The organism is Stappia sp. (genome assembly GCF_048261845.1).
Taxonomy (GTDB): domain Bacteria; phylum Pseudomonadota; class Alphaproteobacteria; order Rhizobiales; family Stappiaceae; genus Stappia.
Window position 1 is genome coordinate 36,379 of record NZ_JBLXFR010000023.1, and the last position, 23,620, is coordinate 59,998.

Consider the following 23,620-nt stretch of genomic DNA (forward strand, 5'->3'; position numbering starts at 1 on the left):
CCCATGCTGAGCATCCTTGCCGACCGCACTTACAGACATCTCTTCTTGGCGCAGATTGTTGCTCTGTTGGGCACGGGGCTGGCGACCGTCGCCCTCGGGCTGCTGGCCTATGACCTGGCCGGAGAGAATGCGGCCATGGTGCTGGGCACCGTCTTCACGATCAAGATGGTGGCCTATGTGGGCGTGGCCCCGGTGGCCGGCGCCTTCGCCGACCGCGTGAACCGGCGGGTGCTGCTGGTGGCGCTTGACCTCGTGCGGGCTGGCTGCGCGCTGGCACTGCCCTTCGTGAGCGAGGTATGGCAGGTCTACGGGCTGATCTTCCTGCTCCAGTCGGCCTCGGCGGCCTTCACGCCGACCTTCCAGGCGACCATCCCGGACGTGCTGCCGGAAGAGGAACGCTATACCCGCGCCCTGTCGCTGTCGCGCCTCGCCTATGACCTTGAGAACATCGTCAGCCCGACCCTCGCGGCCCTGCTGCTGACGGTCATGAGCTACAACAGCCTGTTCCTCGGCACCGTCGTCGGTTTCCTCGGCTCGGCCCTGCTGGTCGTGTCGGTCCTGCTGCCGAGCCCCAAGGCCACTGCGCCGCGCGGCATCTACGACCGCACCACCCGCGGCATCCGCATCTACCTTGCCACCCCGCGCCTTCGTGGGCTGCTGGCGCTGAACATGGCGGTCGCGGCGGCGGGGGCGATGGTGCTGGTGAACTCGGTCATCCTCGTGCGGGGGATGCTGGGGCTGTCCGAGGTGGCGCTGGCCTGGACGATGTTCGCCTTCGGCTTCGGATCGATGATCGCGGCCTTCGTGTTGCCGCGGGTCCTTGACCGGATGGCGGACCGCCCGGTCATGCTGGCCGGCGCGGGAGTCATGGTCGCGGTGCTGCTGGCACTTGCGGCGGCGATGCTGGCGCTTGGCCTGACCTGGCCCATGCTCATGGTGGCATGGCTGGCCGTGGGCTTCGGCTATTCGGCCGTGTTGACGCCGTCGAGCCGGTTGCTGCGCCGCTCGGCTCATGCCGAGGATCGCCCCGCCGTCTTCGCCGCCCAGTTCGCACTGTCCCACGCCTGCTGGCTGCTGTGCTACCCGCTGGCCGGCTGGCTGATGACCCGGTTCGGAGCAGTCACCGCTCTGCTTGTCCTGGCTCTGGTTGCAGCCCTCGGGATCATCATCGCCCTGCGGCTCTGGCCCGCCAGCGATGCGGCTGAGGTCGAGCATACACACGACAACCTTCTGCCGGATCACCCGCACTTGCAGGGGCATCGGACCCACAGCCATGCTCTGGTCATCGACGATCAACACCCGAAATGGGGCACGAGTTTCTGAGCGACAGAGCGGACGGATTGAGTAGACCTCGCCAATGACGGCTATGGGCCGATCAACCCGGACACGGTGATCACGGCTACAGTTCCGACGTCTGCGGCTGAGACAGGTGACATCCTTTCAGCTACCTGAGCCCCCCGTCCACATCCTCCGACACCTCCTGCCGCAGCTTCGGCCCCTGTGCGAGGCGCCGACCGAGAGCTGAGATAAACGCCTCGTAGCGCTCCCCAGCCTTTGCCCGCGCCGCTTTGGCCGCGGGTTCCGGCAGAGCCGGTGTTGTCGCAAGCCAGAAACGGATGAACACCGCCAGGCTTTCGACGGAGATCCCGACATCGCGTTCCAGCCGGGTGATCCGCCTGTCGATTTGATCCAGGCGCCTGGCCAGAACCGCCTCGCGGCGCTCTGCGTCATCCGGGGAGAGAAAGGATGCGATCGCTGCCTCGGCCACCATCGATTGGGATCGATCACGCCGGGCGGCAAACTCCGCCAGCATCTGCATGACCTCAGGATCGAGGTAGACCGAAATCTTCGTCTTCTTGCGGCTGGTGGTCATGCTCAAAGCTCCATGCCATCATCGGGATTGAGGGAGATCTGACGTGCAACACCACGCATCTGCTGCATGACACTGCGGTTACGGACGGCGCCATCCTCCTCATCCTCGGGTGGGTCGAATTCAAACTCGTTCTCGAGAAGCGTCTGCTTGTCGACCGGCTGAGGCTGCGCCAGCTCCGGCTGAAGACGGCGCTCTGACGCTGTCGGGTCCTCGTCCTCCGGTCCCGTCTCGGAGACTGGCTCCAGCTCGACGTCCTGCGTTGGTACGGCCAGACCGCTCCAGTCATCCTTCCCCGAGGCGCCCACCTCCACCAAGTCGGGTGGCGGCAAGACCCGTTCGGTAAACCGCGAATCTTCGTAATACCGTGCTTTCGTCGCGCGGATCGGCGGAGTGCCTGCCACCATGACAATCTCTTCTGAAGGCGGCAGCTGCATGATTTCTCCGGGGGTGAGCAAGGCCCGCGCGGTTTCCGACCGGGACACCATGAGATGGCTGAGCCAGGGCGCCAGACGGTGCCCGGCGTAGTTCTTCATCGCCTTCATCTCGGTGGCGGTGCCGAGAGCGTCAGAAACCCGTTTGGCCGTACGCTCATCATTGGTCGCGAAGCTCACCCGGACGTGGCAATTGTCGAGGATCGAATTATTCGGGCCGTAGGCCTTCTCGATCTGGTTCAACGACTGGGCGATGAGGAAGCTCTTCAGCCCGTAGCCCGCCATGAAGGCCAGCGCGCTCTCGAAGAAATCCAACCGGCCAAGCGCCGGGAACTCATCGAGCATCAGAAGCAGCCGATGACGGTCATCCTTGCCCTGCAGGTCTTCGGTCAGGCGTCGGCCGACCTGGTTGAGGATCAGGCGGATGAGCGGCTTGGTGCGATTGATGTCAGATGGCGGCACCACGAGATACAGCGTGACGGGGCGCACTCCCCCGACAATGTCACCGATCCGCCAGTCGCAGCGGCGCGTGACCTGAGCGACGACAGGGTCGCGATAGAGGCCAAGGAAAGACATCGCCGTCGAAAGCACACCGGAGCGTTCATTCTCGGACTTGTTGAGCAATTCACGGGCGGCACTGGCGACCACGGGATGCGGCCCCGCCTCGCCCAGATGCGACGTCCGCATCATCGCGCGGAGTGTGGACTCCACGGGACGCCGCGGATCGGACAGGAAGTTGGCGACACCGGCCAGCGTCTTGTCCTTCTCGGCATAGAGGACGTGCAGGATCGCACCGACGAGCAGACTGTGGCTGGTCTTCTCCCAATGGTTTCGTCGCTCCAGGCTCCCCTCGGGATCGACGAGGATGTCGGCGATATTCTGGACATCGCGAACCTCCCACTCCCCACGGCGCACTTCCAGAAGGGGGTTGTAGGCCGAAGAGTTCGGATTGGTCGGATCGAACAGCAGAACCCGACCGTGCCGGGCGCGGAATCCGGCGGTCAGCTGCCAGTTCTCGCCCTTGATGTCATGAACGATGGCCGAGCCGGGCCAGGTGAGAAGCGAGGGTACGACGAGCCCTACCCCCTTGCCGGAGCGCGTCGGCGCGAAGCAAAGCACATGCTCCGGCCCATCGTGGCGCAGGTATTCCCGCTCATAGCGGCCGAGGACCACGCCATCCGGGTCCAGCAATCCAGCCGCCTTCACCTCGCCCTTCTCGGCCCATCGGGCTGATCCATAGGTCGCAACGTTGCGGGCCTCGCGGGCACGCCAGACCGACATGGCGATGGCCACACCGATGGCGATGAAGCCCCCAGAGGCAGCGATGATCCCGCCTGTCGCGAAGACCGGGGGCGCGTAGGCCTCGTAGAAATACCACCACCAGAAGATGGCGGGAGGATAGTAGACGGGCGTCCCGAACAGCTCGAACCAGGGCGGGCCCAGCTGTGCCTGGTAGCCAAGGCTCGCGGCCACGTATTGCGTTGCGCCCCAGGTGGTGGCCAGAATGATGAGGAAGACGATGGAGATCTGCCCCCAGAGGATCTTGGTCGCGGACATGACTGTCGCTCCTTTCCGGTGTTTGATCAGAGGCCAATGCCGCGCTTGCGGCCGAAGTCCCAATCGACCCCTCCGTCCCCGCGTGCGACGCCGGTGACATCCCGGCCGAGATGCTTTTCGAGGGAGGGGGACCACGGCACGAGCTGGAAGCCGAGCGCGCCGTCGGCGCCATAGCCCTCGATCATCGCAAAGCGACCCGAGGCCAGCGCGAGACGCTGACGATAGAGGCCGCTGACGTAGTCGCCCGCCCCCGTCTTGCTGAACGGCAACCCGGTTTCCCCTGAGAGCCGCTCGCCAACCGCCTGCAGCTCCCGGTCGCGCAAGGTTCCGAGCAGGCGCCGGGCAAAGACCACTCTGCCGACCCTCTGCTCGGCCAGCCCCTCCGAGGTCAAATGATCGGCCCGGGCTTCCAGAGCCTGCCGGACCTCGGCACCAAAGCCCTGGTCCGACAGCGCGAGCGGTTCCCGCGCGATGGCCTGCCGGTCGAGCCAGGTGGCCCCGGATGCGGTCACCTGCGCAGCGAGGTCCAGGTCGGACCGGACCGCCAGCGCGACACGACGCTGGCCGCGCGCATCGTCATAGGTGCGGAGTTCCACGATCGAGCCCGGCGCACTGTCGCCGGCAGCGTCGAGATGGGGCAGACGGATATGGTGGCTCCGGCCATCGACACCATCGACCACGGCATAGGCTGTCCCCTTCAGCTCGTCATCGAGGCCCCGCTGGACCAGACGACCGATGACGGGAACATCGAGGCTCTCCGCGGCAAGGACGTAACTCGAGGACCCGCGCTCGATCCCCCGGTCCGTCAGGGCACGATGCATCCGCTTGATGATGTCGCCACGCTCCCCCATCTCCCGCAGGACCGCCTCGGCATCGTCCCTGATGTGCCATTGCGACTGTCCGATCTGGTCGGCGACCCCGAGCATTTCCAGCCGGCGCAAACGCCCGACCTTCAGTGTGTGAAACGCATCCGGCTGCCGATCCGCATCCGGCGCCATGTCGAGGATGCGCGAACGCCCCGCATCCCGCAGCAACTGACGATCGAGCTGCGTCCAGCGCTCGGCCCCGATCTGACCTTCAAGCGTCCGGCGGATGTCGAGATCACTGCGCGGGCCCAGTTCCTGGGTGACGAGATCCCGTGCCCTGTCGCGCATCCCCTCCTTGATGTAGTCCCGCGAGATCACGAGATCCTGGCCGTCGTCGCGCACACCCCGAACGATCAGATGGACATGCGGATGCGCGGTGTTCCAGTGATCGACGCCGAGCCAATCGAGAGACGTGCCGAGATCCTGCTCCATCCGCCCGACGAGATCGCGGGTAAAGGATTGCAGGTCGGATATGTCCGGCGCGTCGTCGGGCGAGACGATGAAGCGGAAATGATGACGGTCATCGCGACACCGCCCGGCAAAGGCCCGGCCATCGGCATCCTCCGTTCCGGGCCCGAAGAGCCTGGCCTTCTCCCCGTCCCGGGTCACGCCGTCCCGGCGCAGGTAATCGAGGTGGGCTCCGAGGGGCGCGGATTTCCCGCTGTGCCGGACCACACGCGCCTTGACCACCGCGCCGCGTGTGCGGGCGGTGATGAGGCGGTTGGCCTGAATGCTGGCACGCTGACCGCGCCCGAATCTGGACCGATTGCCCGTGGTGACGCGCCCGGCCCGCGAGACGCCACCGCCGGCCTTTTTCGCGGCAGCCAGAGCCTGTGCGATGAAGGGCCGGGCCTGCTGCGCCCGGGTAGAGCGGATACGCCCCGGGCGGATGCGGAACTCGCGATCACCGCGCATGGCAAATCCCCACACAGTGCGAAACTACACTGAATATCAGAACCTTAGGCACATCTCGCACGGTGCAGGCACGCGCCACACGGTGCGGAGCGCGGCAAAAACATGAACAAAAACAACCGCCCAACCGCCGCGCACCGTGCGCCCTTTTATCCTGCCATCCTTCGGTCGTGGTGCCCGCCACCACTCCTTGCGCCCTCCAAGACACGCCAGAGCACGACGGAATGCGAAGTGTCGTCGCGCGGGTCATGGCCGGGCCTCACCAGTCTCCTGCTGGACGAAGAGGCCCTCGGGCTGCGGGGTGATGCCCGCCTGTTGCGCCGCCGGGACGGGTGAAGGGGCGGCGCCGACCGTCCGATGAGGCGACATAGGATCGATCGCAGACACGCCGTCGTCGCGGGTGACAAAGATCGCCGCCTCGCGCCAGTCGAGCGACCGGGCTGCAGCAACCGTGCCGCCCGATGGTCGCTCACTAAGCAGAGCGGGCGCAAGCGCAGCGACGTAGGCGCGCGTCTCGGCGGGCAGTGGACGGTCCGCCAGTCGGTATTCGTCGTAGCGGGCGGGACCGGCGTTATAGGCCGCCAGCATCGCCGCGACATTGCCATAGCGGTCCCACATTTCGCGCAGATAGGCCGTCCCCGCGAGGATGTTGTCATGCGGCTCGAAAGGGTCTTGGCCAAGACCATGACGGATGCGCAGCCCGGCCCAGGTGTCGGGCATGACCTGCATCAGCCCCATCGCGCCAGCAGAAGAAACCGCACGCAGATCGCCCGCGCTCTCTGCCCGCATCACGGCCATGATCCAGGTCGTCGGTATGCCGAAGCGCTGCGATGCCTCGGTGACCTGGGCGGCGTAGGGATGCGCGGCGATTGCGTGTTCGGCCACATCGGTTTGCGCCAGAAGCGGTTGCGTGGCGGTGACCGGGAGGAAGAGGCCGGAAAGAAGAAGGAAGAGAATGCGGCGGCGAGCGCCGCATCTTCCCGAAGCGGGAGGGGTGCAGGACATGATCATGGTCAGTCCTGCTCGTCGCGTTTCTTCGGGCGGGTCCAGTGCAACCCCCAGTCCCTGCCCTCCTCATCCGACTGGAACAGGCGGGCGCGGATCGGATGCCGGAACACCGGATCATCAAGCAGGACCGAGACGAAAGCCCCTGCGGTTTCGCCGGTGTGCTTCCAGCCCGCGCCAACCTCCGGGCCCTCCTCGTCACCGAGATGGATGCGATAGTCGGGAGCTTTCTCGGAATCGACATTGTCTGTGGGAACGAAGGTCAGTTCCAGGTCGAGAGAGAGCGTGCGAAGATGTCCGGCATAGCCGGACGAGGTGCGGGTGAATTGACCGATCTGTGGCATTGTAGGTTCCTTCTTTATGCGGTGAGTGGGATGCGGGCCGCTTGCACGTCCCGCTATCAGCGCGCCGTCACCGATCCGGCGCGCGCCAGACGAGGCGTCCATCGCCACCCTCGTCGGTGAACAGTGGACTGGCCCGGCCGATCACTGCCGAGGTGGGGAACGGGCCGAAGTAGCGGCCGTCGAAACTGTCAGCGACCGCCGGGTTCATCAGGAAGACCTCGCCCTCCGCGATGGTGCGGCAGCCCTGCCAGACGGGAAGATCGCGGCCCTGGCTGTCGCGCTCTCGCGCCTCCCCCAGGTGTCTGCCATCGACGGTGATCGCGGCGCCCTCACGGCAGACCCGTTGTCCCGGCAGCCCGATGACGTGCTTCAGGATCGGCACATCGCGACCGACATAGCCGCGCGCGACCATGAAACCCGCAAGGGGTTCGGGCGGCATAACGGCGACCAGATCTGGCACCTCGAGCCGATCCGTTGGTGCGATGGTGTAGAAACCGATCGGCACGCTGGCCGAGGCGTTCCAGACCAGCCGTGGCGCAGTCGGAATGCTGCCGGCGATGACGGCGGCGAGCGCGGCAACCGTCGCCACGATGTAGCGGACGTGGGTCATTTTCCGATCTCCCGACGCCGGAGCCATGCGGCATGGCGTTCCGCCGTATAGGGTCGCGGCGCTTCGCCCGCCTTCATCCAGTGCCCGACATGACGCCAGTGATCGGGATCGACGTCGGCCGGATCGATGCCGAGACCCTCGATGGCATCGATATGGCGCAGGACCTCTTCGACCTTGGGCCAGCCTTCGATTTTCAACAAAATCTCGCCACCGGGACGCACAAAGGGCAGCGTCTGGTAGGAGTTGCCAGCCGCGATCGCGCGAACAATGTCGATGCGCGAGACAACGGTACCGTAGTCATTCGCCGTCCAGCGGACGAAGCCAAACACGGTGCCGGGACGGAAGAAGACGATGCGGCGGCTGCGGTCGAGGATCTGCGTTCCGGCCTCCTGGCCGAACCTGATCCAGAACTCGATCCGCTTCTCCACCCAGGTCAGTTCCACGCGCGTCAGCGCGCCGCGGGAATGGGCGTCGAAACGTCCGTCTCCCGTCACGTCAGGGATCACAAAGCCGGTCATTGAGGTTCTCCTTCGGGTTCCGGATATTCGCGCCCGAGCAACTCGCGCAGCATGTCAGCGACAGTGACGCCTCGGCTGAAAGCTGCGACCTTGATGCGACCGCGCAGGTCCGGGGTGATGTCGATGGTGAGCCGGGCCGTATAGATCGCCGCCGCGCGACCGTGTGCGGATGGCGCCTCGCCGGCCTTGATCCAGGTCTCGGCATCGACTGGCCGCGCGGCGAAACCACGCTTGTCATTGCGCCCGGTCATACCGCCACCTTCCCAAGACCGAGGCGCCCGATCTCAGACGTCAGCGCCGCGATCTCTCGGGCAGCAGGCGATTGACGGTCGATGTCACTGGCGAGGCGACCGGTTTGCGCCGCATCCGCAAAGACGACGCGCTGACCAATCGTGCTGGCAAGCACAGGAGGATTGTGATCCGCCAGCGCCTCGGCGGTGTCCCGGGCGATGACGGTGCGCGCGCCACAGCGGTTGAGCAGGAAGCGAGCTACAAGTTCCGGCCGATATATGCGGGCCTCCGCAAGGAGGGACAGCATCTCGGCAGAGGCCCAGCCATCGAATGGCGAGGGCTGTACCGGGATCAGCACCAGATCGGCGGTGAGCAGCGCTGAGCGCATGAGCCCCGCAACACGCGGTGGGCCATCAATAACGACATGATCGACTGTGCGGGCAAGTTCGGGGACTTCGCGGTGCAGGGTGTCACGGGCTAGGCCGAGGGTGCCGAAGAGCCGCGGCAGACCTTCGCGGGCGCGTTGCTGCGACCAGTCCAGGGCGGAGCCTTGCGGGTCGGCATCGATCAGGGTGACACGCTTGCCCTGCATCGCCAATTCACCAGCAATATGGAGCGCCAGCGTCGTCTTGCCGACGCCACCCTTCTGATTGAGCAGAGCGATGATCATTCGCCATCTCCCGGCAATTCGAGAGGAAGGCGGGGCGTATCTGGATGATCGGAGGCTGCTGCGACACCCTGATCGGAAGCCGTTCGCGGCACCGATGGGGCGACGGCTGCCTTCGTCTTACCGGCCTGGCTGAGGCTTTTTGCGGTGGCACGGATGAGGTTTTCCACATCACGCGCGCGCCCTTCAAAGTTAGACTCTTTGTTAGACTCTAAGTTAAGGGGGCAATTTCCGCTTTTTCTTCCGTGCGTTACCCCCTGTTTGGGTTCCTGATAGCACGAGCCTTTGGTTCCCGATAGCACGATAGCCCGGGTTCCCGATAGCACGAGCCCATTCACAGGTTTTCCACAGCCCGGCGCAGGCTCGAAAGCCAGCAGCTTGCGTCCACCAACCTCAGTCTCGAGAAAGAGCGTGTAGCCCGGCAGCGGCTGCCGCTGGATGATGTCGCGAAGCTCGAAGGCGAAGCGCTTGAAGGGGGACAGCGCCCCGGACTTCTGGTGAAGATGATGGAAGTCGAAACGCCAGCCATCCCGCTGCCGGCCACCGTGCTTGCGCACCAGGCGATAGAGCCAACGGTCGAGCCCGCCAGTCAGGTCGAAATACGCCCGATCAATGGTGAGGACGAGCGCATTGTCGAGCACGGCCTGGTAGAACCAGTCGGGCACAATCAGCTCGATGCCGTCCGGACGCCCGTCCCTGTCGCTGCGCTCCTGCCATTCGTTGATCCAGGAAAAGCGATGGCGGCGTCCTTCCGCCGGCTGCCGGATCGAGGTGGAGATTGTCGTCGACTGCAGACGATCCAGCGCCGCCTTCAGACGCTGATAGTCCCGCGCACCGGTTCCGCGACCGACATAGGTGAGGATCTCGTAAGGGGTGGCGGCCATCAGCCGGGAAGTGCGCAGCCCCGCGTCACGCGCCTCGACGATCTGGCTCGCTGCCCAGATCAGGATGTCGGCATCCCAGATTGTGGCCATACCGTGATCGGGAACCGCCTCGACCCGGATGCTGACGTTGCCAGCGGCAAAGTCGATCGGTGCGACCCGTTTGGATTTGGCGAGGGAGAAAAAGGGATAGGCCATGAGGTCTTGCGCATCTCTTGGGGCGAAATCCCCGGGCAGCGCGCGGAACAGATCGAGCTGTCCACGCTCGGAACGGGGTCTGCGTCCATCGGTCATGAAGGTGTCGCCCCCAGGTCAGCGCACGAAGCGGCCGGGCTGCGGGAGGTTGGCGAGCGTGTGGCGTTTCGCCGGCAGCACCTGCCCGCGCGGGTCGGATGTCGAGGTGACGGCGCCGCGTCCGACCCAGGCCTGCAGGTCCTCGATCGCATAGACCACGCGTCCGCCCAGCTTGTGGTAGGCGGGACCGGTGCCATAGGTCCGGTGCTTCTCCAGCGTCCGAGCCGACAGGCTCAGGAACTGGGCGGCTTCCTTGGTGCGCAGATAGCGCGGGGGAAGTTCGGTTGAGATGGCGGACATCGGGCGTCTCCCTACTGTGTGTGACTAGTGCCGCGAAACAGCGGCTGATGACGGTCACGATGGCGAAGCGCGTCCGGTCAGATGCAGTGGGAAGGTAGCAGGGGTAAATTCGCACACCGCGGCGCGGGATCGCCGACCTAGAGGCGGCGCTGGTGACGCAGGAGCTTGCGATAGCCGCCAGCGATCAGGTCACGCCCCTCGCGAAGGAGGCTGGAGACGGCAAAGCGGGCCGAGGAGACCTGCCATTCATCGCGGTCCAGGCGACCGGTCCGGAACAAGACCTCGGCGATCTGCTTCTGGGTCGCGCCATGGAAGGCGGCGTCGGAGGCTTGAAGGACACGCCGCAGGCGCGCTTTCTGCTGCGCGGTCAGACGGGTGTCGCGGGGGATGGATCGACGTCGATGCTGATCCGCCAGGAGCCGCTGGATTGCTTCGATGCGGTCGAGCCCGTCGAGGCCGAGAGGAACGGTGGCCACAAGCCGACCGTCTTGTTTCAGGGGAGCGACGAGATGCAGGTATGTCCCGTCCGGCAGCCTGTGGCGCAGGTGCTTGCCAATGGGGGACGCCCTGCCCGTCGGGGCAACTATTTCACTACCGGGGGCGTCTGCCTCTTCGGCCAGTGCCTCGGGGGCGGCAACGAGCACCACGACACCTGTATCGACCGCCGGACACCAGAACACCTCCGCAACGGAGGCGGGCAGCCCGGGCCGGATCGGGAAAGCACAACCCCCATCGACGGCCGACCTGATCCATCAGATCAACCCTCTCCGGGGGTTCTCCTGCGAGCTTCGCGTAATCATGCTGATATTCGGGATTGCGGCGCAGGCATTCCCAGCCGAGGTCCGGCGCAGCCAGATCATCGAGATAGTCGTAGGCGGCCTGGTCACGCCAATTCGAGCGATCAGGTTGCATGGCATCGCCTCTCCCCTGGGTTGATCACGAGAAAGGATTCCAAGAGGTCAATCACTTGGGAAGCCCACCCCAAGGCATTAGGTGATGTGCGCGGCGCATCACCTCCTCAGGCGGTTCGCCCCGCCGCCAATTGCCGATAGCCCTCGGAACTCAGCCAGCGCGCGCGTTCAAGATGGGCGTCATAGACCATGCGCGCCCGCTCCGGCTCTTTCTGCGCATTGAGACCCAGGATGATCTGCGCGGCCTCCTGCCAGCTCGCGCCCTCGCCTGCAGCATCGAGCAAACGCATGTACTGCGTCATGTGACGACGGTCATACTCCGTCACCACGGCCCCCTGCGGCGGCACATCCTGCAAGCTGCTGATCGTCACACGCATCCCCACTGCGGCTTCTGTACAATCCTAGCACAGAAGGTTGACGTTTTCGTGAGCACGGCAATAGCGCAATTCGGCTCTCTGCAAAACCTGCCGGAAAGGTCAGGCCTTCGAGGCAGCCTTCGCCTGAACATGCATCACTCCTATCCCCTGGTCGGAGTTCAGGAGCAGAATGCCATTCGCCTCGAAAGCCCGTCGGACCTGATCGCGCGTGGTCTCGTAGACCTCGAGCCCGCTTTCGGACTCGAGGCGCTTGAGCGCGGTCAAAGATACCCGGGCCTCATCCGCAAGCTGCTCCTGTGTCCAGCCAAGAAGCGCGCGCGCGGCCCGTGATTGTCGGGCGGTGATCATGCAGATCACCTCCCATCCGGCCCGGCGCAAACGCCAGAACTACGACTATTATAGTCGCCTATCAGAATTTCACCACCAAAATTCTGACTTGTTTACATCGCGTTTCCGTTTTGGCGTCGCAAATTTCGGGAACTGATTCGGTTGCCTTGTTTGGCGATCGGCCCCGGTCTTACGACCGGGGCCTCGCGACGGCGTTATTCGCCGCGGCGACCGTTGGGGCGGGACCAGATCAGAGCGTAGCTCTCGCCGTCCTCGTCGTCGAAGAGGTTGGCGTAGATCGGGGCGGTGAAGCTCGGATCGTCCAGCTTGAGGCCCAGATAGTCGCGGCCCTCGCCTGAGCGCTTGGACCAGGCGGCGCCGATCTCGGCGCGGCCGACCAGGACCCGGTGGCTGGGGGCGTTCTCGCCGGTGGCGCGGGTGTCGGGGATGATGCGCACGCCCTGGACCTGAACGCTGAGGGTGACGATTTCGCCGGTGAATTCGTTGCCGGTCTTCTTGAAGGTGCCGATGGTTGCCATTTTAAGTCTCCTTTTTCCGTTTCCGGGTCCGCACCATTGCGGCCCGATGGCGATCGACAGGCCGGAGACGACCGGCGGCGCACCCCCGGCGTACCGGGGGCTGGACAGCAAAGGCAGAACTTTCTTGTTCCGCGCGGAATGGGCACAGCCCAGGGGAAGAAAGTTATGGCGGCGCTGTTGCGCCAAGCCGGTCGAGGCGCAGCCGGTCTTCGGCCAGATCAGGCCATTGAAAGGGCCGTATGGAGCGGACATGGGACGGGTCAGAACGGAGACGCTGGCAACCGTGGATGCCCCTCAACCTAACCGGCTTTTCACCGGCGAATTGGCTCACCCGCGACAGGCCATGCGCGTCGTTCTCCAGGCGCCCCGCCCGGCGTCCTCCCCGCGATCGCAGGTGCGATTTGTCGCTCGAACGGTCCGCCATTCCCACCGCACGGCCACCGGCCGCGATGCGGGCCTCATGCCGATCCGCACATCGCCCCATACCGGCAATCTGAGGATTGGGATGACAGTCCAGCACTGATCAGGCCCCGCCTCATCGGATCGCCTGCAGTGTCAGGCGCTCACAGGAGAGCTGTCCGAAGGCTCGGCTGCCGAACCGGCAATGCGAAGAAAGGCGGAAACGCCTACAGCGCCAGCGCCGATGACGGCGAAGATCATCTGCCAGGTCTCCGAGGGCATCATGGCCCTGGCGATCCCGAGGGTTGCGTGGAAGCCAGCGAGCACCGCCGGCACCACGAAGATCAGCGCGATGAAAAACCGCGCCCAGAGCGGGCGCACGTGCATGATCAGCGCCTGACCGATGGCAAGCGTCAACCCAGCAGCGAAGCCGCCGACGAGGATTGCACCGAACCAGCCTGCGCCGGTTCCATAGGCCCAAATGCCGGTATGAAGTCCGACGAGGAACGGCAGGGCGAAGACCGCGAGGTTGAACACCAACCAGCACAGGCCCGCAATGGCCGCGAAAGATGCGAGGATTCCGAGAACGATCATGGTGGAGTCTCCCGTTTGACTTGGAACGGTCGCGCCTTCCACCACCACCATGGCGCAAGGCGAACATAGCATGAAATCGCCCGGCATGGCGAGAGTTCTGCCGGGCATGGTGTCGACGGATTGCTGGCAGCGCTCACGCGCTGCCCTCCGCCATGCGGTAGACCGGAATGCCCATCTTGCGGGCCTTGTCGGCGAGGTTTTCCTGGATGCCCGTTCCGGGGAAGACGATGACCCCGATCGGCATGGTATCGAGCATACGGTCGTTGCGCTTGAAGGGCGCGGCCTTGGCGTGTTTGGTCCAGTCAGGCTTGAAGGCGACCTGCGGCACCTTGCGGTTGTCGGCCCAGGTGGCGGCGATGCGTTCGGCGCCTTTTGGCGATCCGCCATGCAGGAGCACCATGTCGGGGTGCTTGGCATGAACGTGATCGAGCCTGGCCCAGATCGTCCGGTGATCGGTGGTCTCCCCGCCCGAGAAAGCAATCTTCGGTCCGGCGGGCAGTAGCACCTCGTTGTCGGCCCGTCGCTTGGCGGCGAGGAAATCGCGGCTGTCGATCATGGCCGAGGTCATCTGGCGATGGTTGACCCGTGAGCCGGAGCGCGGCGACCAGGGCGTGCCGGTGCTGCGCAGGTAGAGGTCGGCGGCGGTCTCGCGGAAGGTCTCCATGCTGTCGCGGCGCTCGATCAGGCTCTGGCCGATACCGATCAGGGTTTCGAGCTGGACGGATTTGACCTCGCTTCCGTCCTGTTCGCGCTGAAGGCGCTTCTGGGCCTGCTCGTTATCGTCGAGTTTGCGTTCGATCCGCTCGACGGCGCGGTGGAAGGTATTGACGGTGGACCACATGATCTCGTCGAGGTCGAAATCGAGGCTGGTGTCGGCCATGGTGGAGATCAGGGCATCGAAGATGTCGGCAACCGCGCCCTGGATGGCGGTATCCTCGGGCGTGATCCGGGGATCGGCCTCGCCCTCGGCTGGATGGTAGCCATAGAGTTCGAGCGCTTCAATGACATGGCCAGTGGGAGATGTGCTGTGATCGGGTTCGAATTCGTCATGGGCATACATGGGATGTGTCCTTCGGCTGGACCGCGACCGTCGCGGCCTTCATGGCGACGACAAGCCCACGGGCGCTCCGGTCTGACAGCCCGAGCTCTTTGCGAGGGCCTTGATGGCAAAGCCCGGCTGATTTGTTTCGCGCTGTAAAGGCGGCTCCGCCGCCGACGGAAATCAGTCGGGCGCCGCCATTGCCGGGCCGGAGCGTTTGTGGGCCGCTCGCCCTCTCAAGAAGGCCAAGGCGCGGCCTCCTTGCCGAGGTGCCGCACCCCCTTGCCCATGGCGGGATCGGTTATCTCCGATCACGGCCCTCTCTGGCTATGACGCAAGCGCCATGAAGCGGCTGACGTCCTCGGGGGCGATCTGCACCCGGATCTGCGCCCGAAGCGCCTCCAGGCCGAAACTGACGAGATCATCGTTGAAATCTCCCAGCATGGGCGAAAGCGTGATTGCCTCAATCCCGGCCTCGATGGCCCCGTCCACCAGGCTGTCCCGTGCGGCGTCGCCTGCCGGATCGTTGTCGCGGACGATATAGAGCCTGCGCAGTTGCGGCGGGAACTGGATGGCGGCGAGATGCCCGGCCGAAAGTGCGGAGGCCATCGGCAGGAACGGCAATGCCTGCCGCAGCGAGAGGATGGTTTCGATCCCCTCGCCTGCCGCCATGACATCCTGCGCCTCGCCAAACCGGACGGCGTTTCCGAGCAGGTCTCCCATCGCTTTTCTCGGCGGATCGATCGGCGCTTTCCCGGAGCCGTCACGTTGAAGCCAGGTGCGATGCGCACCGGTGATCCTGCCGTCGAGGTCGGTGACGGCGGCGATCATGGCCGGCCAGGTTTCGGTTGGGCCGTCGCCTTCCGGCTGCCAGTAGCAGGTCGGATGGAAGCGCAGATTTGCTCTTCCGCGTAAATCCGCAATGCCGCGTTGCCGTAAGTACGTCTCTGCGAGACTGCCGGTGAGCGGCTGCGTCATGCGCCAGAGGCGACGCGCCGCTTCGGACGATCCGGATGGCGCTGGCGGTGTTCGGAACTTTCGGGACCCTGGCTCCGGTTCGGGATGCGGCAGGCTGAGGAAGCGGCGGGCTTCTTCGGCGATGTCCGCGAAATCGATGAGGCCGAGGCTTTCGCCGATCACGTCGAGCAGATCGCCATGTTCCCCGCTCTGCGCATCGGTCCATTTGCCGGCTGCGCCCTTGCCAGACTCCGGCCCGGTCAGACGGACGAACATGGAGCGACCGGGCGTGTTTCGCACATCCCCAACCTGCCAGTAATTGCCCTGCTTGCGCCCATTCGAGAGATAGTGGCGGCACACCGCCTCGGCCTGGCGACCAAGACGCTGCGCCAGCTCGGAAGCGTTGAGACGTGCCATCACGCAGCCCCCCGCTCGGAGATGCGCTCGACCGGGAAGCGGTCGACCAGTTTGCCGATGATCTCCGGCCCCGATGCGCCCACCGGCACGAAGAAGCGGAGTTTCCATGAGATGATCTCGCTGAAGAGACCATAGGTTCGCAACCGATCGCGCATGGTAGCGGTGAAGCCGGTGAGTTCGATACGGTTCGCGCCCATGACGCGGACGCGGCGCAGTTGCAGCCCCTCGGTGAGATCAAGGATCGTTCGGCCTTCGATTAACGCGGCATAGGCGGCATCCGGCGTCAGGCTGCTGGTGACGCCACTGGTCGAAGCATTGGTAGCCCATGCCGACGAGACACGGCGACCGATGATGCGTTCGCCCTCGTCGGTCTGGAGTCGATAGACGCGGGAGGAGTCTTGCGGCAAGCGTTTCCAGATCGGCAGCAGGAGCCCGGTCACCATATGCAGGATGCTGTCGGTGAACTCCGGCACTTCGTCCAACTCGGCCTGCCATGCCGAGGCGAAGGCAGCGCGCTCGGCCTCTACCCAGTGGGTCTCGCCCATCGCCCGCATGGGCAGGTTCATTGCTTCCATCGGCCGGATCAGCCGGACGCGGCGCTCGATCTCGCCATCATCCAGCATGACGCTGGTGGTCGGGATCTGTACGGCAGCGCGACCGGATCGCTCGTTCACGAGCAGCTTCACCCGCGGATCATCCAGCTCCGCCAGCGCTGCATCCAGCGTGACCGGCTGATTGCGCTTGCGCTCGGTCAGGGTCAGCAGCCGCGTTTCCGCACCAGTACCCGGATGGGTGTGGATTACCTGCCGGTCGGTGACGATGAAGCTCTCTGCACGCAGCGTCTCCAGCCCCATGTCATAGGTGCCTGAGGCAATCGCCCCGTCGATCCGGGCCTGCAGAAGCTGCTCGAATGCCGAGAACAGGATACCCTGCAACTCAATGGTCAGCGCCAGTAGGCGATTGAGGAAGGTCGTGATCGGCGGCAGGTCGTCCTTGATGCCATTCGCGTCCATCAGCTTCAGGCCGGTGGCCGATTCAAACCGTTCGAGCGAGCAGCCCTCGACCTTGCCGCGCACGATCAGCAGATAGAGCTGGCGCAGCGCATCGCGGGCATAGGCGGATTCCAGATTATCCTCGGGCCGGAACAGGCCTTGGCCGCCGGTCTGGCGCTGCCCGCGCGTGATCGCACCCAGGGTGTCGAGGCGGCGGGCGATCGTGCTGAGGAACCGCTTCTCGGCCTTCACATCCGTGGCGATGGGCCGGAAGAGCGGTGGTTGCGCCTGATTGGTGCGGTTGGTGCGCCCGAGCCCCTGAATGGCGGCATCGGCCTTCCAGCCCGGCTCCAGCAGGTAGTGCACCCGCAGGCGCTGGTTCCGCACCGAGAGTTCGGCGTGATAGCTGCGCCCGGTGCCTCCCGCATCCGAGAAGACCAGAATGCGCTTCTGGTCATCCATGAAGGCCGAAGTCTCGGCAAGGTTGGCGGAGGGCGCACGGCTCTCTACGACCAGGCGGGCCGATGCGCCATCGCCCTTGCGCACGATGCGCCGGGACCGCCCCGTAACCTCCGCCACCAGATCGGTGCCGAAGCGCTGAACGATCTGGTCGAGCGCGCCCGGGACAGGCGGAAGCGAACCCAGCTGCTCCAGCATCTCATCGCGCCGGGCTACGGCTTCGCGGCTTTCGACCGGCTGGCCGTCCCGGAACACTGGCCGCGACGAAAGATTGCCCTCGCTGTCGGTGAAAGGCTCGTAGAGCTGCACCGGGAAGGAATGCTGCAAATATGAGCCGACATATTCCCTTGGCGTGACGTCGACGGAGATGTCGTTCCATTCGTCGGTGGGTATCTCGGACAGCCGCCGTTCCATCAGCGCCTCGCCGGTCGAGACGATCTGGATGACGGCCGCATGGCCCGCCGCCAGATCGGCTTCGATCGAACGGATCAGCGTCGGGGTTTTCATCGAGGTCAGCAGATGGCCGAAGAAACGCTGCTTGGTGCTCTCAAAGGCCGAGCGCGCGGCGGATTTGGCCTGCCGGTTTAGCGTGCCTTCACTGCCGGTGATGTTGGCCGCCTCCATCGCCGCATCGAGATTGTTGTGAATGACGGCGAAAGCTCCGGCATAGGCATCATAGATGCGCCGCTGTTCATCCGTGAGCTGATGCTCGATCAGTTCATATTCGACGCCATCATAGGAAAGCGAGCGGGCGGTGTAGAGGCCGAGGGACCGCAGATCGCGGGCCAGCACTTCCATGGCCGCAACGCCACCGGCTTCGATCGCCTCGACGAACTCGGCGCGGGTTGCAAACGGGAAATCCTCGCCACCCCAGAGACCGAGACGCTGCGCATAGGCGAGATTGTGGACCGTGGTGGCGCCGGTCGCAGAGACGTAGACCACTCGGGCATCCGGCAGGGCATGCTGGAGCCGCAGGCCTGCGCGTCCCTGCTGCGAGGCGGCGATATCGCCGCGGTCTCCCTTGCCGCCACCGGCATTCTGCATCGCATGGCTTTCGTCGAAGATGATGACCCCATCGAAATCGGTGCCCAACCATTCGACGATCTGCTTGACGCGCGAAACCTTCTCTCCGCGGTCATCGGAGCGTAGCGTGGCATAGGTGGTGAACAGGATGCCCTCGGTCAGCGTGATCTTTGCGCCTTGAGGGAAGCGCGAGAGCGGCGTGACCAGCAGGCGTTCCATGCCAAGCGCCGACCAGTCGCGTTGCGCGTCTTCGATCAGCTTGTCGGATTTGGAGATCCAGACCGCCTTGCGCCGACTGCGCAGCCAGTTGTCGAGGATGATCCCGGCCGACTGACGGCCCTTGCCGGCACCGGTGCCGTCACCGAGCATGAAGCCGCGGCGGAAACGGACAGCGCCGGCAGCATCCTCGGCGGCGGCGCTCACCTTGTCGAAGTTCTCGTCCACGGTCCAGGCACCCGCGAGGTGATCGACATGGGCTTCCCCGGCGTAGATCACCGTCTCCAACTGCGCGTCGGAGAGCCGGGTACGGATGTCAGCGGGCAGCATGGGCCGGTAGGACGGTTTTGGCGGCGCGACCGAGGCCATGGCAGCGGATTGCACCAGCCTGGTCGGGTGCGGCTCGGCGCCGGGAATGCGCAGCGATTGCAGCGCATATTCCTCATAGATCGCGTCCGACAAGCGCGCGCCCTCGGGCGGCGCCCAGTCCACGGTCTCATACTCGAGCTCCACCCCCTCGGGATCGGACGCTGGTGCGGCGGCGGGTCGGGACGCTGTGGCGCGAGCGAGATAACTGCGCACGGTCTTCGGGGCAGCCGCCGGCACGGGAGAAGCGACCTTCGGCAGCGACACCGGCAAGCGCAGCGGAAGCTGGCTTTCGATCCAGCCGAGCAGCGTGACAACATCGGGTGCGGTTCCTGCCGAGACAGGGAAGACTGACGGATCGTCGGCGGGCAGCTTGTCGATCACCGTCAGCCGCGTGTCGATGCTGGTGCCATGCCTGGCGAAGACCGCTCCGTCGATGGCCGCGGTGAAGACCACGCGGCCGCGGTCCTGCAGGCGTATGAAGGCGTCGCGCCAAGCCTTGGCTTCCGGTCCGAAATTCGCGCCGGTGATCGTGACCAACCGCCCGCCAGGGGTGAGACGGGCCAGCGCCGAGGCGACATGACGATACGCAGCATCCGTCATCCGTCCCTCGACATTGGCCATGACCGAGAAAGGTGGGTTCATCAGAACCACAGACGGCACGGCGTTCGTGGCCAGATGATCGTCGATCTGGGCTGCGTCGAACCGGGTGACGGGAAGGGCCGGAAAGAGTGAAGAGAGAAGATCGGCGCGGGTCTCGGCGAGTTCGTTGAGGATCAGCGAGCCGCCGACAGCCTGTGCCAGGATCGCCATCAGGCCGGTGCCGGCTGAGGGCTCCAGCACCACATCGTCCGGCGTGATCGCGGCCGCCGCCAGCGCGGCAAGGCCGAGAGGCAGAGGCGTGCTGAACTGCTGGAAGCTCTGGCTTTCCTCGGAGCGGCGGGTCTGCGTGGGCAGCAACCCCGCGATCTTCGCCAGCAGATCGAGCCGGGACACCGGAGAACCGGCTTTGCGGAAAAGCGCCTTTCCGTATTTGCGTAAGAAAAGGACGGTAGCGACTTCGCAAGCCTCGTAGGCCAGCTTCCAGTCCCAGACGCCGGTGGCGTCGGAGGCACCGAAAGCGGTTTCCATCGCACCGCGCAGGATCGCAGCATCGACGCGCTGACCGCGTTCGAGATGGGGAAGGATGAGATGGGCGGCAGCCAGGATCGCGGGCGCAGTTGCCAGCGGCGTGACCGGATCGGTCACGGGAGACGAGATGTTCATGTCGGGGATCCTCAGGAGAGCGGGAAAGACAAGCCCGGAAGGTGCTCTCTCTCGACCGCCCGGACCTGACCCTTTCCGGCCCACCTCTCACTCTCAAAGCACAGCATAAGAAAAGCGCCCCAACCGGACGGCGGGGCGCTTGTCGGTGCCTTCTCGGGATCATCCGAAGCGGCGACCGGCTTCAGTGAAGGTGTAACCGTTGGCGATGATAGTCTCATCGACGACATCATCCGACGACATGTAGTCAAACTCGCGCTCGAGCTGGCGATAGAGCCAGCGGGCCAGATCGCGCAACGCCTCGATAACCACCTCTTCGGCGTCGGCGGTCATGTCCTGCCCGGTCGGGCTGTCGCGCTCGGCCGAGATCGACATGCAGTATTCGTGATAATAATGGCCGCGATGGCTGGCCTCGGCGCGAAGCTGATAGAAGTTTCGACGCTGGATCGCCTGAAGGGCATCGGCGATGCGATGCAATTCGGTGTCCTGTGGTGCGTGCTCCCGAATAAGGCGCGGAGCATCCTTCGGGTAGGAATACCAGGATTCAAAGCACGCGCCGTCCCCCTGCGAGGAAAAGCCCCGGAACCAGATGCAGGGGTCTTGCCGTGTGCCGCCGCCCATCAACCGGACGGTTCGGGTCTTGAGGTTCAGCCCGAGGATTTCCGCAATACGCTGGAAATCCTCGTAGACGGCATCGTACCAGTCATAATCTAAGCCGCCCTCGCGATACCAGGCGCGAGCCTTCTCCCTCGCCGCATCGGAAAGCTCTTCGAGGCGATAGACGGTGGTTTCGATGATCTCAGGCATAGGGTTCTCTCCCTTCGAGAACGGAGGAAAGCCAGCCATCGGTATAGATCCAGTCCACCGTCTCGCCGGTAGCAAGATCAAGGACATGCGCGCCGCCGCCGAAGCCGTCGATTCTCGGCCGAGAGCAACTGTTTGCGTATTGAAGGCCCCATAGACCCGTCAGACCAAACTCGGTGGCGCAGCGTTTGACGAACTGGATGACATGCTCGGGATCGCCGGTGACGTCATCACGCATCCAGAGCTGAGTGCCACCATGTTCTGGCTGGATGGAGAGCACGAAGCCGTCCGATGACGGATCTTCGGCGGCAGTGTCATCCGCCAGTGCGTTGTAGAGATCGAGTGCGCGGGCAGCGTTTTCGGGGGTGCCCACGTCAAGCAGGCAAGAAAAGTGCGTGAAATAGTCGGCCATGATGGTCTCCTGAGAAGACATGGCCCGATGCACGACCGGGCCGAATGCGTAAAAAATGATGAAGCTCATGCGGCCTGTGGCAGGCGGAGCAAATCAGCCGCGGCGTCGCGCCAGAAGGGATCGACCAGCCGGGCCTCCAGCGCAGCGGCGCGGTAACGCAGCCGTCTCGCATCAACGGGGTCAGATGCCCGGAACGCCATACCGCGCAGGCGACTGGCCTCGGTCACGATTCTGCGGGCCTCGGCATCGGATGCGACCGGCTGTTGCCAGAGGATAATGCCGGCGCGGATTTCGCCGGCGAGGACCAGGCGCTGATCGCGGTCCTGAATGAGCATGATGCGCGGCTGGAAATACGGAAAGCTATTCGGCCCTGTGCAAATATCACCGCGCGACAGGCGCAAGGCAGCGGCCTGGATGGCCTCCTCCGGTGACGGGCATTCCCCAAGCGGGATCACGCGGTCAAAGCTATTCGCCACGTCACTGGCGTCATAGCTGGCGACGCCGAGGCAAGAGATGCGTAGCGGCAGCTTTTGCGACCGATAGAGCTCGGGCAGAACATCGGCCGCCAGAATCTGGCGGATGGAGCGGAAGGTTTCGGAACGGGCAAAGGTCATCGGGATCACTCCATGACGGGCGCCGGTGAGCCTCTCTCTCCAGCCCTCAACCCGTCACGGCCGAAAGGCCCGCACTCTTCCTCTCTGACCGGGCTTGTTCCCGGTTCCGCTGCCGACGATGGGGGACCATCGTGAGGCACTGAAGGCCCGAAGCGCGGGTCTCCGCGCTCGGGCCGTTTGGGGTGAGGCTCTTTCGCGCCTTACTCCCATGGATCCAGTTCCAGCTTCACCATGTCTTCGTCGCCGTCGAACTCGTCGGCGGGCATGGCGCCGTGGGTTCCGTCCCCGGCCTGGAACACGACGATTACGACCATCAGCGTGGTGGCGAGGCTGGCGGCGAAAGCGGTGGCATCTGCATAGGACATCGGGATTGGCTCCTGTCACTGGAGGCGGGGGACCATCCCCCGCGCGACAGGCGCCCGACGTGTCTGACCGGATCTGCACTCACCCTCGGGCGTTCGGACTTTTTCCGAATCCCCGAGGGCGGCACGTATGCGTAAGCCGACCCCTCCGGGGTTGAATGTCAAAGAGACGGATCAGACCAAGGTTAGCGAATGGAAGCGGGGGTGGTGTTTTGCATCCGACAGGCGCCGGATCCCCCCTTGCAGATGCTTCGCCCGGCCAGCCTTGCCGCCACGCGGCTGTCAGGAGTGTGTTCGAGGACGGGGGCGGACACCGATGTCGAACATAATGACCGGCACCGTGGTGATGCTGGAACTGGAACCATGGAGGCCCATGACAGGAAGACGGTGGCGACTATCGTAAGACGTGGACGGGCCTTCAGTCCCAGAGTCCATCGGCAATCTCGCGGGCGATCATCGCGCGCGCTCTCATCATCACCTCATCGCCGCTGGTATCGATATGACCGTAGAACCGGGCATGACCGCCGTTCGCGGTCCAGTCGGCGTAGCGGCAATATGCACGGGCTTCGAGACGGAAGGCGCGCATGTCGTCCGCCCAATGCGGCTTCGGCTCCACCACTACGGTGATACCGTCGCAGGTTTCCTCCCAGGGCAGCGTGCGTTCGGATGGCGGACTGGCGCGGTCCTCACGGGATATTCGGTCGATATCGATCGTTGCAGGCATCAGGGTTCTCCAAAGAAAAAGCCCGGTCACGAGGACCGGGCAAGTTGCGGAAACGGAAGGGATGTGGCGGGGCAGCGAACGCCGCCCCACCTGAGGATCATTCTGCAGCGACCATTGGCTGCTCCTCGTCCTCCGTGGCGTCTTCATCCTCGCCATCGCCGGCAAGGAATTCAGGCAGATCATCCGCCTCCGTGTCGCCCCCGACATCCATCGCGATATCGGCATCGCGCTCCACCATGCGCAGCGGCTCCGGAAGCCAGCCGGTTTCGGCGAGCGGCCGCGCGGCCTCCCTGGCCTGGTCCCCCTTCTTCAGGGTGTCGGAGAGTTGGGCGCTTC

The 23,620-nt window shown here is 64.8% G+C and carries 26 protein-coding genes and 1 pseudogene; 1 reads left to right on the forward strand and 26 read right to left on the reverse strand.

Going from position 1 to position 23,620, the window contains the following annotated elements; all coding sequences use genetic code 11:
* The first annotated feature begins 3 nt into the window (after nucleotides 1-3).
* On the forward strand, nucleotides 4-1,323 hold the full coding sequence (locus ACN0T5_RS11485; protein ID WP_417768751.1) for an MFS transporter: 1,320 nt from the start codon (nucleotides 4-6) through the stop codon (nucleotides 1,321-1,323).
* 121 nt (nucleotides 1,324-1,444) lie between these two features.
* Here the strand turns inward: ACN0T5_RS11485 and ACN0T5_RS11490 are convergent, their stop codons facing one another.
* From ACN0T5_RS11490 to ACN0T5_RS11615, 26 genes and pseudogenes are all read right to left on the reverse strand, one after another.
* Complete coding sequence (locus tag ACN0T5_RS11490; protein WP_064790326.1) at nucleotides 1,445-1,873, reverse strand: hypothetical protein; 429 nt, start codon at nucleotides 1,871-1,873, stop codon at nucleotides 1,445-1,447.
* 2 nt (nucleotides 1,874-1,875) lie between these two features.
* A complete protein-coding gene (locus tag ACN0T5_RS11495) occupies nucleotides 1,876-3,861 on the reverse strand; it encodes a conjugal transfer protein TraG (RefSeq protein WP_417768752.1) in 1,986 nt (661 codons plus the stop codon).
* Between the two features lie 26 nt (nucleotides 3,862-3,887).
* Nucleotides 3,888-5,642, reverse strand: a complete 1,755-nt coding sequence (locus tag ACN0T5_RS11500) for a relaxase/mobilization nuclease domain-containing protein (protein ID WP_417768753.1) — start codon at nucleotides 5,640-5,642, stop codon at nucleotides 3,888-3,890.
* Nucleotides 5,643-5,885: 243 nt separating this feature from the next.
* Nucleotides 5,886-6,650 carry a lytic transglycosylase domain-containing protein gene (locus tag ACN0T5_RS11505; RefSeq protein ID WP_417768754.1) on the reverse strand — a complete coding sequence of 255 codons (765 nt, stop codon included), beginning with the start codon at nucleotides 6,648-6,650 and terminating at the stop codon, nucleotides 5,886-5,888.
* Between the two features lie 2 nt (nucleotides 6,651-6,652).
* Complete coding sequence (locus tag ACN0T5_RS11510; RefSeq protein ID WP_417768755.1) at nucleotides 6,653-6,988, reverse strand: DUF736 domain-containing protein; 336 nt, start codon at nucleotides 6,986-6,988, stop codon at nucleotides 6,653-6,655.
* A gap of 67 nt (nucleotides 6,989-7,055) precedes the next feature.
* A complete protein-coding gene (locus ACN0T5_RS11515) occupies nucleotides 7,056-7,598 on the reverse strand; it encodes a S26 family signal peptidase (protein ID WP_417768756.1) in 543 nt (180 codons plus the stop codon).
* On the reverse strand, nucleotides 7,595-8,116 hold the full coding sequence (locus ACN0T5_RS11520; protein ID WP_417768757.1) for a DUF2840 domain-containing protein: 522 nt from the start codon (nucleotides 8,114-8,116) through the stop codon (nucleotides 7,595-7,597). The genes ACN0T5_RS11515 and ACN0T5_RS11520 overlap by 4 nt, the downstream gene beginning before the upstream one ends.
* Nucleotides 8,113-8,367, reverse strand: a complete 255-nt coding sequence (locus tag ACN0T5_RS11525) for a hypothetical protein (protein WP_043870025.1) — start codon at nucleotides 8,365-8,367, stop codon at nucleotides 8,113-8,115. Before ACN0T5_RS11525 ends, ACN0T5_RS11520 begins: the two co-directional genes overlap by 4 nt.
* A complete protein-coding gene (parA, locus tag ACN0T5_RS11530; protein ID WP_417768758.1) occupies nucleotides 8,364-9,017 on the reverse strand; it encodes a ParA family partition ATPase in 654 nt (217 codons plus the stop codon). Before parA ends, ACN0T5_RS11525 begins: the two co-directional genes overlap by 4 nt.
* Nucleotides 9,014-10,189 (reverse strand): replication initiator protein A, encoded by a 1,176-nt coding sequence (locus ACN0T5_RS11535; RefSeq protein ID WP_417768759.1) that lies wholly within the window; start codon nucleotides 10,187-10,189, stop codon nucleotides 9,014-9,016. Before ACN0T5_RS11535 ends, parA begins: the two co-directional genes overlap by 4 nt.
* Before the next feature lie 18 nt (nucleotides 10,190-10,207).
* Nucleotides 10,208-10,489 (reverse strand): helix-turn-helix transcriptional regulator, encoded by a 282-nt coding sequence (locus ACN0T5_RS11540; RefSeq protein WP_093412520.1) that lies wholly within the window; start codon nucleotides 10,487-10,489, stop codon nucleotides 10,208-10,210.
* Between the two features lie 137 nt (nucleotides 10,490-10,626).
* Nucleotides 10,627-11,136, reverse strand: coding sequence for a DUF2285 domain-containing protein (locus tag ACN0T5_RS11545; RefSeq protein ID WP_417768760.1), 510 nt, complete (start codon nucleotides 11,134-11,136; stop codon nucleotides 10,627-10,629).
* Nucleotides 11,081-11,401: a transcriptional regulator domain-containing protein gene (locus tag ACN0T5_RS11550; protein ID WP_417768761.1), complete on the reverse strand. Its 321-nt coding sequence runs from the start codon at nucleotides 11,399-11,401 to the stop codon at nucleotides 11,081-11,083. Before ACN0T5_RS11550 ends, ACN0T5_RS11545 begins: the two co-directional genes overlap by 56 nt.
* 106 nt (nucleotides 11,402-11,507) lie before the next feature.
* Entirely contained in the window at nucleotides 11,508-11,777 is a 270-nt protein-coding gene (locus ACN0T5_RS11555) for a DNA -binding domain-containing protein (RefSeq protein WP_417768762.1), read from the reverse strand.
* Nucleotides 11,778-11,876: 99 nt separating this feature from the next.
* Nucleotides 11,877-12,125: a helix-turn-helix domain-containing protein gene (locus ACN0T5_RS11560; protein ID WP_009573769.1), complete on the reverse strand. Its 249-nt coding sequence runs from the start codon at nucleotides 12,123-12,125 to the stop codon at nucleotides 11,877-11,879.
* 194 nt (nucleotides 12,126-12,319) lie between these two features.
* Nucleotides 12,320-12,643, reverse strand: coding sequence for a DUF736 domain-containing protein (locus tag ACN0T5_RS11565; protein WP_417768763.1), 324 nt, complete (start codon nucleotides 12,641-12,643; stop codon nucleotides 12,320-12,322).
* 555 nt (nucleotides 12,644-13,198) lie between these two features.
* The gene (locus ACN0T5_RS11570) at nucleotides 13,199-13,636 is read right to left on the reverse strand and encodes a hypothetical protein (RefSeq protein WP_417768770.1); all 438 of its coding nucleotides are present in this window, start codon (nucleotides 13,634-13,636) and stop codon (nucleotides 13,199-13,201) included.
* A gap of 133 nt (nucleotides 13,637-13,769) precedes the next feature.
* Nucleotides 13,770-14,696: a DUF2493 domain-containing protein gene (locus tag ACN0T5_RS11575; protein ID WP_417768764.1), complete on the reverse strand. Its 927-nt coding sequence runs from the start codon at nucleotides 14,694-14,696 to the stop codon at nucleotides 13,770-13,772.
* 306 nt (nucleotides 14,697-15,002) lie between these two features.
* Nucleotides 15,003-16,049 (reverse strand): DUF7146 domain-containing protein, encoded by a 1,047-nt coding sequence (locus ACN0T5_RS11580; RefSeq protein ID WP_273068926.1) that lies wholly within the window; start codon nucleotides 16,047-16,049, stop codon nucleotides 15,003-15,005.
* A complete protein-coding gene (locus tag ACN0T5_RS11585) occupies nucleotides 16,049-20,371 on the reverse strand; it encodes a strawberry notch-like NTP hydrolase domain-containing protein (protein WP_417768765.1) in 4,323 nt (1,440 codons plus the stop codon). The genes ACN0T5_RS11580 and ACN0T5_RS11585 overlap by 1 nt, the downstream gene beginning before the upstream one ends.
* Before the next feature lie 159 nt (nucleotides 20,372-20,530).
* Nucleotides 20,531-21,175 carry an antitoxin of toxin-antitoxin stability system gene (locus ACN0T5_RS11590; protein WP_417768766.1) on the reverse strand — a complete coding sequence of 215 codons (645 nt, stop codon included), beginning with the start codon at nucleotides 21,173-21,175 and terminating at the stop codon, nucleotides 20,531-20,533.
* On the reverse strand, nucleotides 21,168-21,584 hold the full coding sequence (locus tag ACN0T5_RS11595; protein WP_417768767.1) for a hypothetical protein: 417 nt from the start codon (nucleotides 21,582-21,584) through the stop codon (nucleotides 21,168-21,170). Before ACN0T5_RS11595 ends, ACN0T5_RS11590 begins: the two co-directional genes overlap by 8 nt.
* A gap of 65 nt (nucleotides 21,585-21,649) precedes the next feature.
* Nucleotides 21,650-22,198: a hypothetical protein gene (locus tag ACN0T5_RS11600; protein WP_417768768.1), complete on the reverse strand. Its 549-nt coding sequence runs from the start codon at nucleotides 22,196-22,198 to the stop codon at nucleotides 21,650-21,652.
* 200 nt (nucleotides 22,199-22,398) lie between these two features.
* Nucleotides 22,399-22,563 carry a hypothetical protein gene (locus tag ACN0T5_RS11605; RefSeq protein ID WP_009573755.1) on the reverse strand — a complete coding sequence of 55 codons (165 nt, stop codon included), beginning with the start codon at nucleotides 22,561-22,563 and terminating at the stop codon, nucleotides 22,399-22,401.
* A gap of 415 nt (nucleotides 22,564-22,978) precedes the next feature.
* Complete coding sequence (locus ACN0T5_RS11610; protein ID WP_417768769.1) at nucleotides 22,979-23,284, reverse strand: hypothetical protein; 306 nt, start codon at nucleotides 23,282-23,284, stop codon at nucleotides 22,979-22,981.
* Between the two features lie 97 nt (nucleotides 23,285-23,381).
* Nucleotides 23,382-23,620: pseudogene (locus ACN0T5_RS11615) on the reverse strand (hypothetical protein); the annotation flags it as partial.

Coding starts and splice junctions, on each gene's coding strand:
- ACN0T5_RS11575 (WP_417768764.1), bottom strand. CDS start 14,696: ATGTATGCCCATGACGAATTCGAACCCGATCACAGCACATCTCCCACT.
- ACN0T5_RS11590 (WP_417768766.1), bottom strand. CDS start 21,175: ATGCCTGAGATCATCGAAACCACCGTCTATCGCCTCGAAGAGCTTTCC.
- ACN0T5_RS11550 (WP_417768761.1), bottom strand. CDS start 11,401: ATGCAACCTGATCGCTCGAATTGGCGTGACCAGGCCGCCTACGACTAT.
- ACN0T5_RS11510 (WP_417768755.1), bottom strand. CDS start 6,988: ATGCCACAGATCGGTCAATTCACCCGCACCTCGTCCGGCTATGCCGGA.
- ACN0T5_RS11505 (WP_417768754.1), bottom strand. CDS start 6,650: ATGATCATGTCCTGCACCCCTCCCGCTTCGGGAAGATGCGGCGCTCGC.
- ACN0T5_RS11515 (WP_417768756.1), bottom strand. CDS start 7,598: ATGACCCACGTCCGCTACATCGTGGCGACGGTTGCCGCGCTCGCCGCC.
- ACN0T5_RS11580 (WP_273068926.1), bottom strand. CDS start 16,049: ATGGCACGTCTCAACGCTTCCGAGCTGGCGCAGCGTCTTGGTCGCCAG.
- ACN0T5_RS11495 (WP_417768752.1), bottom strand. CDS start 3,861: ATGTCCGCGACCAAGATCCTCTGGGGGCAGATCTCCATCGTCTTCCTC.
- ACN0T5_RS11565 (WP_417768763.1), bottom strand. CDS start 12,643: ATGGCAACCATCGGCACCTTCAAGAAGACCGGCAACGAATTCACCGGC.
- ACN0T5_RS11600 (WP_417768768.1), bottom strand. CDS start 22,198: ATGACCTTTGCCCGTTCCGAAACCTTCCGCTCCATCCGCCAGATTCTG.
- ACN0T5_RS11535 (WP_417768759.1), bottom strand. CDS start 10,189: ATGACCGATGGACGCAGACCCCGTTCCGAGCGTGGACAGCTCGATCTG.
- ACN0T5_RS11490 (WP_064790326.1), bottom strand. CDS start 1,873: ATGACCACCAGCCGCAAGAAGACGAAGATTTCGGTCTACCTCGATCCT.
- ACN0T5_RS11525 (WP_043870025.1), bottom strand. CDS start 8,367: ATGACCGGGCGCAATGACAAGCGTGGTTTCGCCGCGCGGCCAGTCGAT.
- ACN0T5_RS11585 (WP_417768765.1), bottom strand. CDS start 20,371: ATGAACATCTCGTCTCCCGTGACCGATCCGGTCACGCCGCTGGCAACT.
- ACN0T5_RS11520 (WP_417768757.1), bottom strand. CDS start 8,116: ATGACCGGCTTTGTGATCCCTGACGTGACGGGAGACGGACGTTTCGAC.
- ACN0T5_RS11595 (WP_417768767.1), bottom strand. CDS start 21,584: ATGGCCGACTATTTCACGCACTTTTCTTGCCTGCTTGACGTGGGCACC.
- ACN0T5_RS11485 (WP_417768751.1), top strand. CDS start 4: ATGCTGAGCATCCTTGCCGACCGCACTTACAGACATCTCTTCTTGGCG.
- ACN0T5_RS11570 (WP_417768770.1), bottom strand. CDS start 13,636: ATGATCGTTCTCGGAATCCTCGCATCTTTCGCGGCCATTGCGGGCCTG.
- parA (WP_417768758.1), bottom strand. CDS start 9,017: ATGATCATCGCTCTGCTCAATCAGAAGGGTGGCGTCGGCAAGACGACG.
- ACN0T5_RS11605 (WP_009573755.1), bottom strand. CDS start 22,563: ATGTCCTATGCAGATGCCACCGCTTTCGCCGCCAGCCTCGCCACCACG.
- ACN0T5_RS11555 (WP_417768762.1), bottom strand. CDS start 11,777: ATGCGTGTGACGATCAGCAGCTTGCAGGATGTGCCGCCGCAGGGGGCC.
- ACN0T5_RS11560 (WP_009573769.1), bottom strand. CDS start 12,125: ATGATCACCGCCCGACAATCACGGGCCGCGCGCGCGCTTCTTGGCTGG.
- ACN0T5_RS11500 (WP_417768753.1), bottom strand. CDS start 5,642: ATGCGCGGTGATCGCGAGTTCCGCATCCGCCCGGGGCGTATCCGCTCT.
- ACN0T5_RS11540 (WP_093412520.1), bottom strand. CDS start 10,489: ATGTCCGCCATCTCAACCGAACTTCCCCCGCGCTATCTGCGCACCAAG.
- ACN0T5_RS11610 (WP_417768769.1), bottom strand. CDS start 23,284: ATGCCTGCAACGATCGATATCGACCGAATATCCCGTGAGGACCGCGCC.